We start from the raw sequence: 16,279 nt of genomic DNA on the forward strand, positions 1-16,279 counted from the left end.
GTCAGTCTCCCCGCATCTCCTCGAAGATGGTCGTAATCCGGTCGGCGGGGTCCGCCCGGACATCGATCTGGACATCGAAGCCCTCTGCCTGGAGGAGGACTTCAATACGTTCGAGACGAGCCTCGTACTCGCTGTAGTGCCGTCCTCCGGGGTCGACGTGCGTATACTCTTCGAGGAGGCCCTGCTCGACGAGGCGGGTGACACGGCGCGAGACGGTCGGGCGTGACATGTCACATTCCTCGCTGAGTTCCTTCGCAGACAGTCGGTCGGTCTTCGTCGCCACGAGGATGTCGCGAGCGTACTCGTCGTCGAGTGTAGCGAAGATTTCCGACGGGTCGGACTCCTCGGTCACACGTCTCTACTCGCGACAGGAGCGTAATATAGCCCGCCGATTTTCTGACTCAGAACGCCGGCTCGCCGTTATATCGTCTCTGCCTCCGTACTGATAGTTGAAGGTGCAATAACTATGTCCACACTCGACTCCGGCATGAATCAGCTCGAGAGCAGAGTCGGCGGTCTGACCGTCGGCGGGAAAGTTCACAGTCTCAGTGCGTGGTTCGTGCTCGCGCTCCGTCTCATGATGGGCTACGCGTTCGCGTACTCCGGGTTCACGAAGATCACCGGCGAGTTCGCCGCGGGCGGTTACCTCACGAACGTCGCGGCGACGAACGGCAACCCGCTCGCGGGGATGTTCGCGTGGATGGGGAGTACGCCGTGGTTCGTCGAGTTCGCGAACGTGGCCGTCCCGTGGGGCGAGCTGTTCATCGGCCTCGGCCTGCTCGTCGGCGCGTTCGTCCGCCTCGCGGCGTTCTTCGGCGCGCTCATGATGCTCATGTTCTACTTCGGCAACTGGGACATGGGCCACGGGTTCATCAACGGGGACTTCGCGTACATGCTCGTGTTCCTCGCGGTCGCCGCGTTCGCTGCGGGCCGCATCCTGGGCCTCGACCAGTACATCGAACAGTACGAGATCGGCGGCGAAGCGCTCGTTGAGCGCTACCCTGCCCTCGAATACATCCTCGGCTAACCACGCCGAACTCTCTTCAGGAGTACAATAATGGAAAATCCAATTCAAGCACGCGGGATTCGTTCTCTGGGACTCATCGTCATCGGAGCACTGACGCTAGCCGTCATCATTGGAATGACTCTGACGCACGCTGCTGTTCCAGATACAGTGATGTGGGACTGGCATGACGGGATGTGGAATGATGGTCACATGGCCGGGTGGGGAATATGGAGCTGGGGGATGATGTTGATCGGTTTGCTGTGGATGGCACTTCTGATCGCCCTTCCCGTCTACATCGTCTACTGGCTGACAACGCGGTCGCCATCGGACGGCCCCACCGAGGATAGCGCACTCGCTGTCCTCCAGGAACGGTACGCTCGCGGCGAAATCGACGACGAGGAGTTCGAACGCCGGCGCGCCCGACTCACGCCTGACGGCGGCCGTTACTGACTGTTCTTCCCCTATTCGTCGACTTCCGTCTTCACGACGGTCGCTGGGCGGGTCGTCAATCGAAGGACGCGGTCGGTCACGCTTCCGAGCAAGGCCCGGTATTCTTCCGGCCGGTGTTTCGTTCCAAGTACAAGTAGATCCATATCTTCGGCATCAGCATACCGTACAATCGTCTCAGCCGGTCGGCCGTGCTCAATTGCTTTGACAACATTGACACCGACCTCCTTCGCTTTATATTGGATGTCTGCGATTGTTTCCGTTCCAAGTTCTTCGAGGCCATGTTCTGGGCCTTCGGCTTCATCAACGTACTCGTCACCGCTGTATGCTGTTACGACGTCCTCATCGACTACATACAGAACATGGAGATCGGCATTATGGGCCTCTGCTAGCGCGATAGCATGGGATTCAGCTTCCTCAGAAGCGACTGTCCCGTCAGTCGAGAGCAAAACCGTATCGTACATTTATCTTTACTTATTGAGACTAGATTATAAAAGCCAGCGCTCTTGGATAGTGGCGTAGCTGGTAACACTTTTTGTAACTTCACAAAGTTTGGAGATTGTCGTCTCTCAGGGTTGAAGAGTGGAGGATTTCTATGACGACCAGCTGATGCTAAGCTATTTCCTGTTATGAGTCGTACTGATTAGCATGGGTACCAGACCAACTGACCTCCGGATGGACATTGGTCGTATTTCTGATGAGTCGGTCGCCCGTGTCACGCCTGACGCCACGGTTGCCGAGATCGCTCACACGATGATCTCCCAATCGCGGTGTGCCAGGTACGTGGTCGTCGAAGAATCCGATCAGATCTCTGGTATCATCACCGATCGAGACCTGATTGCTAACCTGCTCACCGAGGAAAGCGAGTTAAGTGTGCTCACAGCCGAGACGAGTGGAGACGACGTACGAGCTGCTGACGTGATGACGCGTGACCCACTTACTGTGCCAGCAGATGCTGAGATTCCAAAAGTCCTGAGACAAATGAACGAAGCGGGTGCTCGACACGTCCCGGTTGTTGAAGACGGGAGCGTTATCGGGATGATCACTCTGGACGATTTAATTACGCATGTTGCTGGTGAGAGCGCACACGTTTCAGCTCAGATGGATAACGTAGCGGGCATCATCCGAACAGAGTCTACGCACGATTGAAACGCTAATTTGGACTCAAAGTTATTCGTGTTGCTTGTGCTTCCAGAAATAGAGTCAGTTGAGAGAGATTATTGCGTGAGGAGCCGTCTAAGGACGTAGTGGAGGATGCCGCCGTGTTCGATATAGGTCACGGCGGCCGGCGTGCCGACCTGTGCTGTGACCGGGAACTCGACAGTCGACCCGTCCGCACGCTCGGCGATAACGGCCAGTTCGTCCATCACGTCGAGCCCGTCATCGAGGCCGTGGATCGTGAAGATCTCCGACCCATCCAGACCGAGAGATTCCCACGAGTCGCCATCATCGAACTGCAGGGGGAGCACACCCATGCCGACGAGGTTGTCGCGGTAGATGCGCTCGTAACTCTCGGCGATGGTTGCGCGAACACCGAGTAGGTCCGTTCCTTTCGCCGCCCAGTCCCGGCTGGAGCCGGTACCGAACTCTTCGCCCGCCATCACGACGAGCGGGACTCCCTCCTCGCGGTAGCGCTGGCTGGCTTCGAACACGGTCGTCTGCTCGTCGGTTGGGTGGTGGATCGTATAGCCACCCTCGACATCGTCGAGCATCTCGTTCTCGATGCGGACATTGGCGAACGTTCCCCGCATCATCACCTCGTGGTTGCCCCGACGTGCGCCGTAGGTGTTGAACTCGTGTGGCTCGACACCGTGATCGAGCAGCCACTGACCTGCGGGGAGGTCGGGACCGAACGGGCCGGCTGGACTGATGTGGTCGGTCGTAACGGTATCGCCGAGCGTCAGTAGACAGCGTGCGTCCTCGATATCGGCGACGCCGGGTTTCTCTACCGGGAAGTCCTTGAAGAACGGCGGTTCACGGATGTATGTCGAGTCCTCATCCCACTCGTAGACGTCACCCGTGGGCGCGTCGAGAGCAGCCCATCGCTCATCGCCCTCGAACACGGAGGCGTACTTCTCCTCGAACATCTCCGGAGAGACGTTCTCGTGGATTGCGGCCTGGCACGTCCGCTGCGTCCGGCCAGATGTCCGCCAGATAGACTGGGTTACCCTCATCGTCAGTGCCCAGCGGCTCGTGTTCGAGATCGATGTCCATCCGCCCTGCGAGCCCGTAGGCGACGACGAGCGGCGGGCTCGCGAGGTAGTTCGCGCGGATCTTCGGGTGGATACGCGCCTCGAAGTTCCGGTTCCCGGAGAGAACGCTCGTCGTCCAGAGGTCGTGGTCGTCGATTGCCTGCTCGATGGGATCGGGAAGCGGCCCAGCGTTACCGATACAGGTGGTACAGCCGTAGCCGACGACGGCGTACCCGAGCTCTTCGAGATACGGAAGCAGCCCCGATTCTTCGAGATACTGCGTGACGACACGGCTACCCGGTGCGAGACTCGTCTTGACGTACGGCGGGACGTCTAGGCCTTTCTCGACGGCGTTCTGGGCGAGCAGTCCAGCAGCGATCATCACCGACGGGTTCGACGTGTTCGTACAGCTCGTGATGGCGCTGACGAGGACGTCTCCGTGTCCGATTTCGACCGTCTCACCGTCGAGGTCGACCTCAACGTGTTTGGTTAACGGATGCCAGTTCGGCTTCAGGTTCGACCTGAACGCCACCGTCGGTCTCCGCACCAGCTGCGCCACCCTCACCGAGCCACCGCTGTAGGGCGTCCTCGTCGACGTCACCGAGGTCGTCTTCGAACTCTCCGTGGAGAAGTTTTCGGAAGCTCTGTTTCACGTCCCCCATCGGAATCCGGTCCTGTGGCCGCTTGTGTCCGGCCAGACTCGGTTCGACAGTCGAGAGGTCGAATTCGACGACCTCAGTATATTCTGGTTCCTGTTCTCCGAACAGCCCTTGCGCTTCGAGGTACTCGCGGACGAGATCGATGTGGTCGGGATCACGCCCGGTGAGTTCGAGATACTCGAGCGTCTGGTCGTCGACCGGGAACATACTGATCGTCGAACCCTGTTCGGGCGCCATATTGGCGATCGTGGCCCGGTCGGGGACTGTGAGGTTCTCCACACCAGGACCGAAGAATTCCACGAACCGGTCGACGACGCCGACCTCGCGGAGTCGTTCGGTGATGTGGAGCACGAGATCCGTAGCCGTCGCGCCCTCGGGTAATTCGCCTTCGAGACGGACGCCGACGACCTCGGGGAGTTTCATCGTGACCGGTTGACCGAGCATCGCCGCTTCCGCTTCGATGCCGCCGACGCCCCAACCGACCACACCGATGCCACCGATCATCGGGGTGTGGCTGTCCGTGCCGACGAGCGTGTCCGGCAGGAGCCAGTTCTCGCCGTCTTGCTCGCGGGCGTGGACGACCCGACCCAGATGTTCGAGATTCACCTGGTGGACGATACCGGTCCCCGGCGGGACGACGTTGAAGTTCTCGAAGGCGTTCTGCGCCCACTTGATCGCGCGATACCGTTCGGCGTTTCGCTCGTACTCCAGTTCGACGTTCTTCTCGTAGGCGTCCTCGGAGTCGAAGTAGTCGACTTGGACGCTGTGGTCGATCACGAGATCAATAGGAATCTCCGGTTCGACCAGGGTGGGATCTCGGTCTTTGCGGTCGACCTCGGATCGAAGGGCCGCCAGGTCGACGACTGCGGGTACACCGGTGAGATCCTGTAGGACGACTCGTGATGGAGAGAACGGAACCTCTGCGTCCGGTACGTCTGGCTTCCAGCCAGCAGCATTCCTGACATCTGACGCGGTGATAGTTTTGCCGTCGACGTTTCGGAGCACCGATTCGAGGAGGATACGGATACTCACCGGAAGCGTGTCGAGTTCACAGAGTCCATGTTCTTCGAGTGCTCGAAGGTCAGCCATCTTGTACGTCGTCCCGTCGACGTCAAGTTCGCGGACGGCATCGAACGGGAGTGTGTCAGTCATAGTATCTAAATGTGTGCTCGGGAGCGATATTAATCTCCCTTCGAATCCATTCCAATGGGAATCGGGATCCTGAATACTGTGACGGCATTTCGGAACTCACCGAATGAAAGACCAGAGGAGGACGGCAAACCCACACGCCAACGCAGCGGATTCGGCAACATGTACCTGCGTGAGCGTTAATGCTGTGAGCTGGTAGAGAAAACCTTCTATGAGGACACCGAGCGTCATGAACCCGAAGCCGATCGTTGCGTCACGTAGGTATCGAGTCCGTTCCTGACGATACGCGCGAAAGCTGATCGCTGTCGTCGCAATACCCAAGAAGAGGAGAAAGACACGGACTCCAATTAGCGTGACTTCCCATCCAGTAGTCACGATTCCTCGCCCCCCTGTGTCGGCTGGGACATTTGTCCGTGTAGCGAATAAAGGATAATGAGCATACCTACCGCGACAAGTGTAGTCTGAATGGTCCCAGCAACGAAGATGGACAACCCAACGACGTCGAAAAGAATGCCTTCGATTACGGACCCGACGCTGATGAATAGGAATCCGATAGCGACGTACAGCATTGGTTCGCTACCGTAGACTCTGTATCCACGATACGCTTGATACGTTATCGACAGCCCTAGTCCGACTGCGATGAGCTTTGCAATGACGAGTGCGGTGTGCATGGTTAGGTGTCTCGGATGTCGGTCCAAATACGCGAGAACCGCTGCGCGGCGTCCTCACGAACGTCCATCTTGATGTCGATCGTTCCATCTTCGATATCGACATCGATGTGGTCAACGTTTGCTTCGTACACGCTATGATGGCTCCCATCAGTCTCAATCTGTGTTTGTTCGACGAGCAGGTCATTAGCGACCATATCTTCGACCCGGCGGTAAATCGTTGAGAGGGCAACGTCGCATTCCTCACTCAGCTCCTTCGCTGAGAGGGGGTCCCGGCTCGTCGCGGCCAGAATCTGACGAACCCGCTCCTCCCCGAGGAGGTCTAATAACTCGTCAGCGCGATGATCCGTGGACACAGCTGTTCCTCGCAATACAAATTAATGCCCTACCGAAACGTAAGTAACGACCAGTTTTGCGTCGCACGCAAAACAGCTCACCCGTCTATTTTCCCCCCCTCGTATTCTCACCTGTGAGGTGACCTACCCTATGACAACCAATTCAGGACTCACCCGGCGGCGAGTGCTCCAGTTGACTGGTGGTACAGCTGTCATTGGACTCGCAGGATGTACGGGATCGGAATCAGACGGCAGTGATAGTGGGGCCGAAAGCACTGCGACATCTACCGAAGACGGAGGCGAGTCGGGGCATGACGAAGGAGAGAACAGTAGCGAAGGAGAATCGGGGCATGACGACGAGGGAGGTCACGATGAAGCCGTCGGGGAACCGAGCGATACAGCTGAGGTGGCGATGGTCACCGAAGACGGAGGATATCACTTCGAACCGCACGTCGTCCGCGTCAATGTCGGTGGGACGGTAACGTGGACTAACGAGAGCGGCAGTCACTCCGCGACGGCCTACCATCCAGACAACGACCAACCCCAGCTCGTTCCCGATGGTGCTGCAGCATGGGATAGTGGTCTCCGCTCGGAGGAAGGAGCGACGTTCGAGCACACTTTCGAGACCGAGGGCGTCTACCACTACTACTGTACGCCCCACGAGACGGTCGGTATGCTCGGGAGCGTCATCGTCGGCGACCCAGATCCACATGAACAGATCGCGCTTGAAGAGCCACCCGAGGAGAAACCAGATACTGTCCGAGAGAAGCTCACCGAACTGAACGGAATGGTTTCGAGTGCACTTGGCGATGACCACTAACTGCTGACGAACGCTCCCGGCATCTTTTCTATCGCTGCCGGACGCGGTTTAAGCAGTCATACCAGTAGGTTATACATAGCGTGTGCTATTGCGAGGGTGAGATACCCTCCCAGAAGGAAAAGAAGAGTTCTTCGAGGCAGTGATGGCAGGCCAATCGTGTCGGATCCGTGAATACGCTCACCGAGGGCATACACAAACCGACCGGCTACCAATGCGAATGGAAGATGGCACGAGTAGTATCGGGACAACCATCGCATCGAATCTGGCGGTGGCTTCAAGCCGGGACAAGTATTCGAGTTTGAAGATTAGTTCCAGCCCCCCAACAGTGATCCCGGATGCGGCGGTCGCCAGATCCCCTCCGTTTTCGAGAGTAGCTGGCTTCGCCAGTAACTCCAGAAGTAGAAGACTACGATCAACGGAAGCAGTCGGACGAACGCTTCCTCGATAAAACCGACAAGAAGCATTCCGATGCGAGAGGTCGTAGCCGGTAGGAGTACAAGCTCAACCTGATACGCGATCCAGACACCGACACCTGTCACTACAGCACTGATCGCCACAAGTGCGAAGAGAGAGCGGTACCTGGTGGACACGGCTGACTAATTGGGGATGCGTCAAGATAGTCGTGTGGAATCTAACACGGGAATACTCGTTTTTGCGCCGAATTTCTGACCGACACCATTCTTATATATTCACAAGCGTTACCTAGTGACATAGTACCATCACTACCCACGAAACACTCCCAGAGTATGCCACCTACCGAACGAGAGACAACGTCCGCATCCACGTCTGACTCAAGTGACGACATCGTCTCTCGCATCGAGCGAGACCTCCTTTCGCGGAGAGAATTTCTTGCTGGACTGGGTCTCGGATCGATAGGCGGTGCCGGTGGAGCAGTCGCTCTCACGCGGTCAGATACCGATTTCCAGTCACTAGCGACACTGGCAGGCGGGGCGGCCTCTCTCCCGGACACACAGTTCCATCTTCCGGCAGTGGACGCAGCTAACTCAGGTCTCATTATCGCGACCAATTTCGAGTTTTCTGATGGCAACGGTGAGCTGTTTGTCAATCTGAACGGTATCGAGATCCGCCACGACCTCCAGCGTGCACTGGATGAGGCGAGACAAACCGCTACCCGTCTTACTGGTCGTTCACTTGGAGATACGGCTACGCACGTATCATTCGTCTCACCTGAGACGGGCACTCTTACACTCCGTGGAAAAAGCTGGGAAGCCGGCCTTACGGTTGCTTTTATTGCCAGTCTTCGCCAGCAGTCGCTGTCGTCTGAGACCCTCATCACTGGAATCGTTGCCGACGATGGCAAGCTGCTCCCGGTTGGCGGAATCAAAGCAAAGGCCCGGAGTGCCCGGGCGTTCGGAGCGACCGAATTGCTTGTTCCCAGCGATCCCGATTCAGATGTAGCTATCGAGGGATTACGCGTGACACCCGTTGAATCGATCTCAGACGCACTTAGCCACTTGGCACAAACTCAACGTTCGTAGCAGTGAAGGCGAGATACGCTACGATGGGGCGTCGCTCGCCTTCTATCGTTACGTGATAGCTTACGTAGAGGCGTCGTACCCGGCGTCTTCGACCACAGTCACGAGGTCATCTGATTCAGCTGTTCCTTCGACTGTCGCGGATTCCGAGTCCCGATCCGCAGTCGCCGATGTGACTCCGTCGACTTCTTTGAGTGCTTCCTCTACAGTTTGCTCACAGTGTTCACAGGTCATTCCTTCGACCGAGATGGTCTGACTCATATCCATACATGATTAGGGCCCCCTATTCTATGTGCTTTTCTGCTTGGAACCCAAAGTTATTCCGAGTTCAAAACCGCACTCTCAAAGGTCTATTTTGAGAAAAAATAATGTATCCTGCGGTGCGACGCTGTTGTATGCGCAACCTAGACGAAACAGATCTGGAGATTCTCTCGTTACTGGCCGAAAACGCCCGTCGTCCATTCAGCGCCATCGGCGAAGAAGTTGATCTGTCCGGGCCAGCTGTTTCCGATCGAGTCCAACGATTACAGGAAGCAGATGTTATTAACAACTTCACGATTGATGTAAACCGGGCGCACCTTCGGGCCGGTGTTCCAGTATTCATTCAAACAGAAATCGAACCGGGATCGCTCGAAGAGGCCCGTACGCGAGTCCGGGAATCGGACGGCATCGAACACGTCTTCACGACCTCAGAAGGCGATCTCTGGTTCTATGCCCGCGTTGAGGCACAGAACGTCCGTCAGTGGGTAGACAGCCTGTTTGATGGGCTTGGGATATCTGGATATTCAGTCACCTTGATCGACGAAGCTGAATGGACGCCTTCGATCGACGGCGTCGAATTTGCTCTCACCTGCACTGAATGTAACAATACCGTCGACAATGAAGGTGAGACGAAGCGCATCGATGGCGAGATCTATCACTTCTGTTGTCCATCTTGTCTCGCACGGTTTGAAGACCGCTATCAGCGGCTCGAAGAGGGTGTATAGAACGGTCTTTGGATTCCAAATTTTCTTGGTGTCGATAACCACCTTCTCGAAACAGTAAACCGCCTAAACATAGACCCCGTATAGTAAGATGAACATGACAAGCCGAACAACCCATCTCGATATTACGGGGATGTCCTGTGCCAACTGTTCGGGAACGATCCAGGACACCCTCGAATCCCTTGACGGGGTATCGAAGGCGGATGCGAACTTCGCCACCGACGAGGGATCCGTAACCTACGATCCCGATGAGGTATCACTCCAGGAAATCTATGAGGCGATCGACGAGGCAGGCTACGGCGCAATCACGGAGACGGTCTCTATTGCTATCTCCGATATGACGTGTGCCAATTGCGCCGAGACCAACGAAACCGCTCTCGAGAATACACCGGGTGTCGTCACCGCCGAAGTCAACTACGCGACTGACGAAGCGCAGGTCACCTACAATCCGGCAGAGGTGTCTCTCAATACACTGTATGATGCTATTGAGGACGCTGGCTACTCGCCCGTCCGCGAAGATGGTGATGACGACGAGTCGGGTCAAGACGCACGAGATGCCGCACGACAGGCTGAGACCCAAAAGCAACTCAGACTGACCCTCTTTGGGGCAGTGTTGTCGGCTCCGTTGCTCTTCTTCCTCATCGACAAGTTTCTGCTCGGTGGCGCGATCGTCCCTGATGCCGTCTTCGGCGTTGAAATCGGGTGGCTCGAGTTCCTCCTCGCCACACCGGTGCAGGCGATCCTCGGCTGGCCGTTCTATAAGAACTCGTACAAGGCGATCGTGAAAAACGGCCGCGCCAATATGGACGTGCTAATCGCAATCGGTTCAACAACCGCCTATCTCTACTCCGTGGCAGTCCTGTCTGAACTCATTGCAGGTGGGCTCTACTTCGACACGGCAGCGCTCATCCTCGTGTTCATTACGCTCGGCAACTACCTCGAAGCTCGGTCGAAGGGGCAAGCGGGCGAGGCCCTCCGGAAGCTCCTCGAAATGGAAGCCGAAACGGCGACCATTATCCGCGAGGACGGCAGTGAAGAAGAAGTTCCGCTCGAAGAGGTCACAACGGGTGACCGGATGAAAATCCGTCCGGGTGAGAAAGTTCCCACAGACGGCGTCGTTGTCGACGGTCAGTCCGCCGTCGACGAGTCGATGGTCACTGGTGAATCCGTCCCTGTAGAGAAGGAAGAGGGCGATGAGGTCGTCGGCTCGACGATTAACGAGAACGGCGTCCTTGTCGTGGAGGCGACAAAGGTCGGAGAAGATACGGCTCTTCAACAGATCGTTCAGACTGTCAAGGAGGCGCAGTCGCGCCAGCCCGACATCCAGAACCTCGCGGACCGTATCTCCGCGTACTTCGTGCCTGCGGTCATCGCGAACGCTCTCCTCTGGGGCATTGTTTGGTTCCTGTTCCCGGAGGTACTGGCTGGCTTCGTCGACTGGCTCCCGCTGTGGGGTCAGGTCGCTGGCGGCCCGGCCCCGGTCGGTGGGACCGTTTCCGTCTTCGAGTTCGCGATTATTGTCTTCGCGTCCTCGATCCTCATCGCCTGTCCCTGTGCGCTGGGGCTGGCGACGCCCGCAGCCACGATGGTCGGGACGACGATTGGTGCCCAGAACGGCGTCCTGTTCAAGGGCGGTGACATCCTCGAACGCGCAAAAGACGTCGACACGGTCGTCTTCGACAAGACGGGCACCCTCACGGAGGGTGAAATGGAATTGACCGATGTGGTCGTCTTCGATAGCGATGGAAATGCGAGTGACTGACGGTGGCGAGCCGACGCCAGATGGTGGACAGATCAGCACTCGTGAGCGCCTCTCCGAGGACGACGTGCTGCGGCTGGCGGCGATAGCAGAAAGCGGAAGCGAACACCCGCTCGCGCGGGCAATCGTCGACGGGGCTGAAGAACGCGGGCTGGACGTGACTGAGCCCGACGACTTCGAGAACGTTCCTGGTCACGGGATCAAAGCGGTTGTTGGTGACAACGAGGTACTGGTCGGCAACCGCAAGTTGCTGCGAGACAACGACATCGACCCGTCACCCGCCGAGGAGACGATGGAACGCCTCGAAAACGAGGGGAAGACGGCGATGCTTGTCGCTTCCGAGGGCAAACTGGTTGGTGTAGTGGCTGACGCCGACACAATCAAAGAGAGCTCCAAGCAGGCCGTTACAGCCCTCCAAGAGCGGGGCGTCGACGTAATGATGATTACGGGCGACAACGAGCGAACTGCTCGTGCGGTCGCCAAACAGGTGGGTATCGACCCGGAGAATGTCCGAGCAGGGGTCCTTCCCGAAGACAAGTCTAACGCGGTCGACAGTATTCAAGACGAGGGCCGTCAGGCGATGATGGTCGGAGACGGCGTTAACGACGCCCCCGCGCTCGCGGTCGCGCACGTGGGGACAGCCATCGGCTCCGGCACGGACGTGGCCATCGAGGCTGCAGACCTTACGCTGATGCGCGACGACCCGCTCGACGTGGTGAAGGCGATCCGAATCTCGGACGCGACACTCCAGAAGATCAAGCAGAACCTCGTGTGGGCGCTCGGATACAATACCGCGATGATTCCCCTCGCGTCGCTCGGGCTGCTCCAGCCGGTGCTCGCTGCGAGCAGCAATGGCGTTCTCGTCGGTGTCGGTGCTGACGAACAGCCTGTTGTTCCGGCGGTACACCCCCGATCACGACTACAAGCTCTTCGGGTTCCTTCGCTAACCGTCGCCTCTATCTCAATGTCGAATATTTCCCGCCAAACGGTTCGGAGGTACCTCGTCGAGACAGCCAGTAGCGAACCGACGTACCTCCGGGCTCACGAGATCGCCGGTGATCTTGACGGCTCTCCGAAGGCTGTCGCGCAATACCTCAGCCAACTTCAGGACGACCTCTCACTCGTCTCACTCGAACAGTGGGGGCGCTCTAAGAGCACGACGTGGCGCTTGGAGGTGAACGAGTCGTGAGTACTGTCACGCGACGCGTCGAAACCGCCCTTCCGGAAACAGGCTCACGCGAGTGGTGGGCGCTGTACCTACTTGCTCCGCCCGTCCTCATCGGTGCGGGAATCCTTGCGTTCCCGGGCCTCGTCTTCGACCAGTTCATTTGGCAGTACCTCTGGGGACCAGTCGTCGCTGACGCTGCCAGTGAGCCAGTCATCGCATGAGGGGATTCGTGCTGTTCGGGGCTACAACGCGGTGAACACCGTAACCTACCTCGCGGCGGTCGTGTACAGCCTCCCCGGACTACGAGTGTATCTCGATCAACTCGACGTCACGTTTGACGCACGACTGGCCTACGGGTTCGCCCCGATCATTATCGCCGGCGGAGCGATGCGCGCCCTCGAGGACATCGGCCTACTCGGGGACTACGCGGTGTGGTTCATCACGCCGTCAATCTACTTTGTCGTTACCGCTGTCACCGTCCTCGCGCTCGGCATCGGCGCACTTGCGCGTGATCGGAATACCGGTTCCATTCCGTCAACGGTCGGGCTTATCGGGTCGGTGTGGGCTGTCGGTGCTGTCGGGTGGGTGCTTTGGTACGGCCTCTCGATGTCGACCCCGCTCCGTCTGTGGGTTCCTGTCGCAACGACGGGGATTGCTCTCGGGGCGACCGCGCTCTACTACTGGGGAGCGAGTTTCGTCAATGTCACACACCTTCGACACCCGCTGATTCTGCTGGCCGTCTTTGGCCAGCTGTGGGACGCTCGCACAGAACCTCATCGGTGTGACGTTTCTCGGCTACTCCCCCAAGCTGGTCGTCACGAATCTCGTATACCAGGCGACTGGATTTGCCGGATCGACGTTCGTGCTGAAACTCGTCGTGACTGTCGGCATCGTGTGGTATCTCGCTGATGCGAAAGAGGAGATGAACCACACATGGTGGTGGCTTATGACGTTCTTCATCGGAGCGATCGGGCTCCCGATGGGCGTTCGCGGGTCACTTCGGATGCTACTGGGGGCCTAACAACGGCCTCGGCGATGTACCGCGCTTTCTGTTAAGAATCGAAACCGGCCGAACGGTATCTGGGATGGTGGATTGAGGCGTTCACCGCGCGTAGCCTTGCTGGATCACTCCCGTTTCGAAAGAAAACAGAGTGGAGTGTGGGACCGGCGTGTCCTAGAATAGACAATCCTACCGAAGGCGACTGTGATCACATTCCGGGTTATTAGTAACAGGGGTAAAGCGTATGGGAACTACTGTTGTATCGTCTAATAATGCCGCAACCGTGGAATCGTCGTCGGGTGCTTCAACATAGTGGTACAATCGGAATACTAGGTCTTACAGGCTGTCTAGGTGGCTCAAGCACGAACTCATGGGATATTGATGACCCAGTAGCAGTGGCATCAGCACAACAATTTAACTCACCAGGATGTAGCTGTTGCGAGCAGTATCGATCATATCTTCGTGAGAATATCACTGGTGACCTCTCAGAGACCGTACCGGATGATATCCAAGCAGTAAAGCAGGAATATGGGATCCCCGAAGACCTCCAGAGCTGTCACACACTCGTCCTCACAGATTACGTCGTAGAAGGACACGTCCCGGTCGAAGTAATCGCCCGGCTTCTCGATGAAAACCCACCGATAGATGGAGTTGCACTCCCTGGTATGCCATCTGGGACACCGGGGATGGGTGGAGAGAAAGATGGCTCGTTAAGCATATACGCTATTGACGGCGATAAAGCCGGAGCTGAGTACACTGAGGTATAGATTCAGAGATACAGTAGATCTGGCTCTGTTGAAATCCTCAGTAAGTGATATATTCTCACCCAGTCGCGGTCAGTACAGGGAAAACACTTACCGGAGCTGTGGGAGAATTTAGTCATGAATCGTCGGCAGCTTCTTCGTGGTGCTGTGGGTGGGGGAATCTGGCTTCTGGCGGGTTGTTCCTCTACTGGCAGTGAGGGATATGCGACGATACAAGACCTCAGTTTCGTAAACACGGGGTCTACTACGGTGCCAGTAGAGTTACGGATAGAGCGGACTGATACGGATGAAGTAGTTCATACGGAGACTCGTGAGCTGACGGTAGACCCGGAATGGGTTATCATCGAGTGTGTGTGGCCAGATGTACCGTTAACAGTCATGGCCCGTCATGAAGATGGAGAGTGGAATAGCTTCAATACAGAGGACCGAGACGGCTGTGTCGGTGTCATAGCTGCAGTACACGACCAGAGAACATCATTTTACGCGCATAACGCTGAGTGTCCAATTGATAACGCGAGATGCCACACTGATTAGTCCGCAGTTTTCATCGACCGGCTGTTTCAGGCGAGAATATGTCTGAATAATAGGATTTCAACAGAGCTACAAATTCATAATAACATCTTTCGGGTCTATCCTGATCTGGTAACCGGACGGTGTCGTTTTGTCTACCGGGGGCTGATACGCGGCAGATCGGTGGCTGGCGCTTTCGATATTCATAAATGAATCTACGGCTCTATTGGCGCGCTACGCACCAAAAACAGATGTTTAAGCCTCCCAAAGGTATTTTTGATACAACATCTTTTTTCAAGTATGGATCGAAGGGCATCGATCGCCGTCGTTGGCAACGGTTTAGTCCTTGCCCTCGCTGGGTGTATCCAGTTTGAGGAAACTCCCAACCCGCGCTCTAACGGTGATCCGGGGGTGGAACCAATAGCGAGTTTGGAGATGATTCCGGTGACGGACAAAGAGATCGCCCGAAGGCTCACGTACTCGCTCGATGAGCCACAACGGAAATTCGCGGCGGAGGTCATCGAAAATGGTTCGAAGACAGTCCGAGGAACGGACGAACCATTCCCACCCGATAGACGGTTCGTCTACGATGATACACTGTATGAATTCACAGCTGAGGTCATTGACTCCCAGCCTGCGGTAGTCTTTCGGATCACTCTTGAAGAGGTGGATGACACGGACGCTGAGACGATCGCATACGATGACCTCCCACCCGTTGACAAACAGGCCCTCGAAGAGTACGGGTGGGACGACCCGGACGTGTTCGAAGTCGGAGGAGCTCCGTTTGTCTACTTGGAAGACGAAGTCTCAGATTCCATGTTGGTTCCGGAGCCTGATTACCCCGTAATCGTGTGGGAGTCCGGCATTCAGGGCCGGTTTATTATCGAAAGTCAGTCTGAAACAGCGATGAACAAGTATACGTATCGTGCTCACACGGTTCACGAATCTGCGAGCGAATACGGGGGAGAGATTCGACGCGAACACGAATTCCAGCTTTCAAGCCTCCCGGAAGCTCAAGAGCGCATCGTGTCCGAGGCGATCTCGGATGAACATGGGTACAAAATATTGCCAGATGAATCGATTCCAGATACTTTTAATGAACTTGTAAAATACTTTTCAGACGAGGAGAAATTCAGACCAGAAGATACTGGATCCGAAACGACAATCTCTGGTCTATATTTTGTCGAATACGACGGAACGAACCACTGGACCGAGTTACACGTAGAGGACGACAGGAGTGAAGATTCGAAATCGTGAACCGAGGTTGGATTGAACCAAGAATTTGACTTGTTTTACAGAAAGTCTCGTAGCGCTCTCAAAATG

The 16,279-nt window shown here is 56.7% G+C and carries 16 protein-coding genes and 3 pseudogenes; 12 read left to right on the forward strand and 7 right to left on the reverse strand.

The genetic code is table 11. The features are described from left to right. Position 1: 1 nt before the first annotated feature. Positions 2–352, reverse strand: coding sequence for an ArsR/SmtB family transcription factor (locus tag ACODNG_RS15580; protein ID WP_188980764.1), 351 nt, complete (start codon positions 350–352; stop codon positions 2–4). Between the two features lie 114 nt (positions 353–466). On the opposite strand from ACODNG_RS15580, the gene ACODNG_RS15585 reads away from it, so the two are divergent. Both ACODNG_RS15585 and ACODNG_RS15590 read left to right on the forward strand, forming a co-directional pair. Next, positions 467–1,027 carry a DoxX family protein gene (locus ACODNG_RS15585; protein ID WP_379771243.1) on the forward strand — a complete coding sequence of 187 codons (561 nt, stop codon included), beginning with the start codon at positions 467–469 and terminating at the stop codon, positions 1,025–1,027. Positions 1,028–1,057: 30 nt separating this feature from the next. Further along, entirely contained in the window at positions 1,058–1,456 is a 399-nt protein-coding gene (locus ACODNG_RS15590; protein ID WP_434523277.1) for an SHOCT domain-containing protein, read from the forward strand. A gap of 11 nt (positions 1,457–1,467) precedes the next feature. Here ACODNG_RS15590 and ACODNG_RS15595 read toward each other — a convergent pair whose 3' ends face one another. Then, the gene (locus ACODNG_RS15595) at positions 1,468–1,917 is read right to left on the reverse strand and encodes a universal stress protein (protein ID WP_092817280.1); all 450 of its coding nucleotides are present in this window, start codon (positions 1,915–1,917) and stop codon (positions 1,468–1,470) included. A 184-nt stretch (positions 1,918–2,101) separates the two neighbouring features. On the opposite strand from ACODNG_RS15595, the gene ACODNG_RS15600 reads away from it, so the two are divergent. Continuing rightward, the gene (locus ACODNG_RS15600) at positions 2,102–2,602 is read left to right on the forward strand and encodes a CBS domain-containing protein (RefSeq protein ID WP_379771240.1); all 501 of its coding nucleotides are present in this window, start codon (positions 2,102–2,104) and stop codon (positions 2,600–2,602) included. A gap of 68 nt (positions 2,603–2,670) precedes the next feature. On the opposite strand, the pseudogene acnA reads toward ACODNG_RS15600, so the two are convergent. The 4 genes and pseudogenes from acnA to ACODNG_RS15620 form a co-directional block, all read right to left on the reverse strand. Further along, positions 2,671–5,456, reverse strand: a pseudogene (acnA, locus tag ACODNG_RS15605) (aconitate hydratase AcnA). A gap of 96 nt (positions 5,457–5,552) precedes the next feature. Beyond that, entirely contained in the window at positions 5,553–5,828 is a 276-nt protein-coding gene (locus ACODNG_RS15610) for a DUF7521 family protein (RefSeq protein ID WP_434523278.1), read from the reverse strand. Then, a complete protein-coding gene (locus tag ACODNG_RS15615; protein ID WP_379771236.1) occupies positions 5,825–6,124 on the reverse strand; it encodes a DUF7521 family protein in 300 nt (99 codons plus the stop codon). Before ACODNG_RS15615 ends, ACODNG_RS15610 begins: the two co-directional genes overlap by 4 nt. A 2-nt stretch (positions 6,125–6,126) precedes the next feature. Next, entirely contained in the window at positions 6,127–6,477 is a 351-nt protein-coding gene (locus ACODNG_RS15620; protein ID WP_379771234.1) for an ArsR/SmtB family transcription factor, read from the reverse strand. Positions 6,478–6,607: 130 nt separating this feature from the next. On the opposite strand from ACODNG_RS15620, the gene ACODNG_RS15625 reads away from it, so the two are divergent. Together ACODNG_RS15625 and ACODNG_RS15630 are read left to right on the forward strand one after the other, a co-directional pair. After that, on the forward strand, positions 6,608–7,276 hold the full coding sequence (locus ACODNG_RS15625; protein ID WP_303649191.1) for a cupredoxin domain-containing protein: 669 nt from the start codon (positions 6,608–6,610) through the stop codon (positions 7,274–7,276). Positions 7,277–8,265: 989 nt separating this feature from the next. Continuing rightward, positions 8,266–8,775 (forward strand): S16 family serine protease, encoded by a 510-nt coding sequence (locus ACODNG_RS15630; protein WP_379771229.1) that lies wholly within the window; start codon positions 8,266–8,268, stop codon positions 8,773–8,775. A 60-nt stretch (positions 8,776–8,835) separates the two neighbouring features. Here ACODNG_RS15630 and ACODNG_RS15635 read toward each other — a convergent pair whose 3' ends face one another. Continuing rightward, positions 8,836–9,033, reverse strand: a complete 198-nt coding sequence (locus ACODNG_RS15635) for a heavy-metal-associated domain-containing protein (RefSeq protein ID WP_080505595.1) — start codon at positions 9,031–9,033, stop codon at positions 8,836–8,838. Positions 9,034–9,167: 134 nt separating this feature from the next. Here ACODNG_RS15635 and ACODNG_RS15640 point away from each other — a divergent pair, with 134 nt between their 5' ends. The 7 genes and pseudogenes from ACODNG_RS15640 (at position 9,168) to ACODNG_RS15670 (ending at position 16,213) form a co-directional block, all read left to right on the forward strand. After that, positions 9,168–9,758, forward strand: coding sequence for an AsnC family transcriptional regulator (locus ACODNG_RS15640; protein ID WP_271904109.1), 591 nt, complete (start codon positions 9,168–9,170; stop codon positions 9,756–9,758). Between the two features lie 94 nt (positions 9,759–9,852). Next, positions 9,853–12,461, forward strand: a pseudogene (locus tag ACODNG_RS15645) (heavy metal translocating P-type ATPase). Positions 12,462–12,699: 238 nt separating this feature from the next. After that, positions 12,700–12,903, forward strand: a complete 204-nt coding sequence (locus tag ACODNG_RS15650) for a hypothetical protein (protein ID WP_434523279.1) — start codon at positions 12,700–12,702, stop codon at positions 12,901–12,903. Positions 12,904–12,964: 61 nt separating this feature from the next. Further along, positions 12,965–13,387: pseudogene (locus tag ACODNG_RS15655) on the forward strand (DUF63 family protein); the annotation flags it as partial. A gap of 37 nt (positions 13,388–13,424) precedes the next feature. Next, positions 13,425–13,703 carry a DUF63 family protein gene (locus tag ACODNG_RS15660; protein WP_434523280.1) on the forward strand — a complete coding sequence of 93 codons (279 nt, stop codon included), beginning with the start codon at positions 13,425–13,427 and terminating at the stop codon, positions 13,701–13,703. A 374-nt stretch (positions 13,704–14,077) separates the two neighbouring features. Then, positions 14,078–14,449, forward strand: coding sequence for a DUF411 domain-containing protein (locus tag ACODNG_RS15665; protein ID WP_434523281.1), 372 nt, complete (start codon positions 14,078–14,080; stop codon positions 14,447–14,449). Between the two features lie 807 nt (positions 14,450–15,256). Beyond that, complete coding sequence (locus ACODNG_RS15670; protein WP_379771222.1) at positions 15,257–16,213, forward strand: hypothetical protein; 957 nt, start codon at positions 15,257–15,259, stop codon at positions 16,211–16,213. Positions 16,214–16,279 lie beyond the last annotated feature (66 nt).

Origin of the sequence: Halorubrum sp. AS12 (assembly GCF_051122765.1) — an archaeon.
GTDB classification, from domain to species: domain Archaea; phylum Halobacteriota; class Halobacteria; order Halobacteriales; family Haloferacaceae; genus Halorubrum; species Halorubrum trapanicum.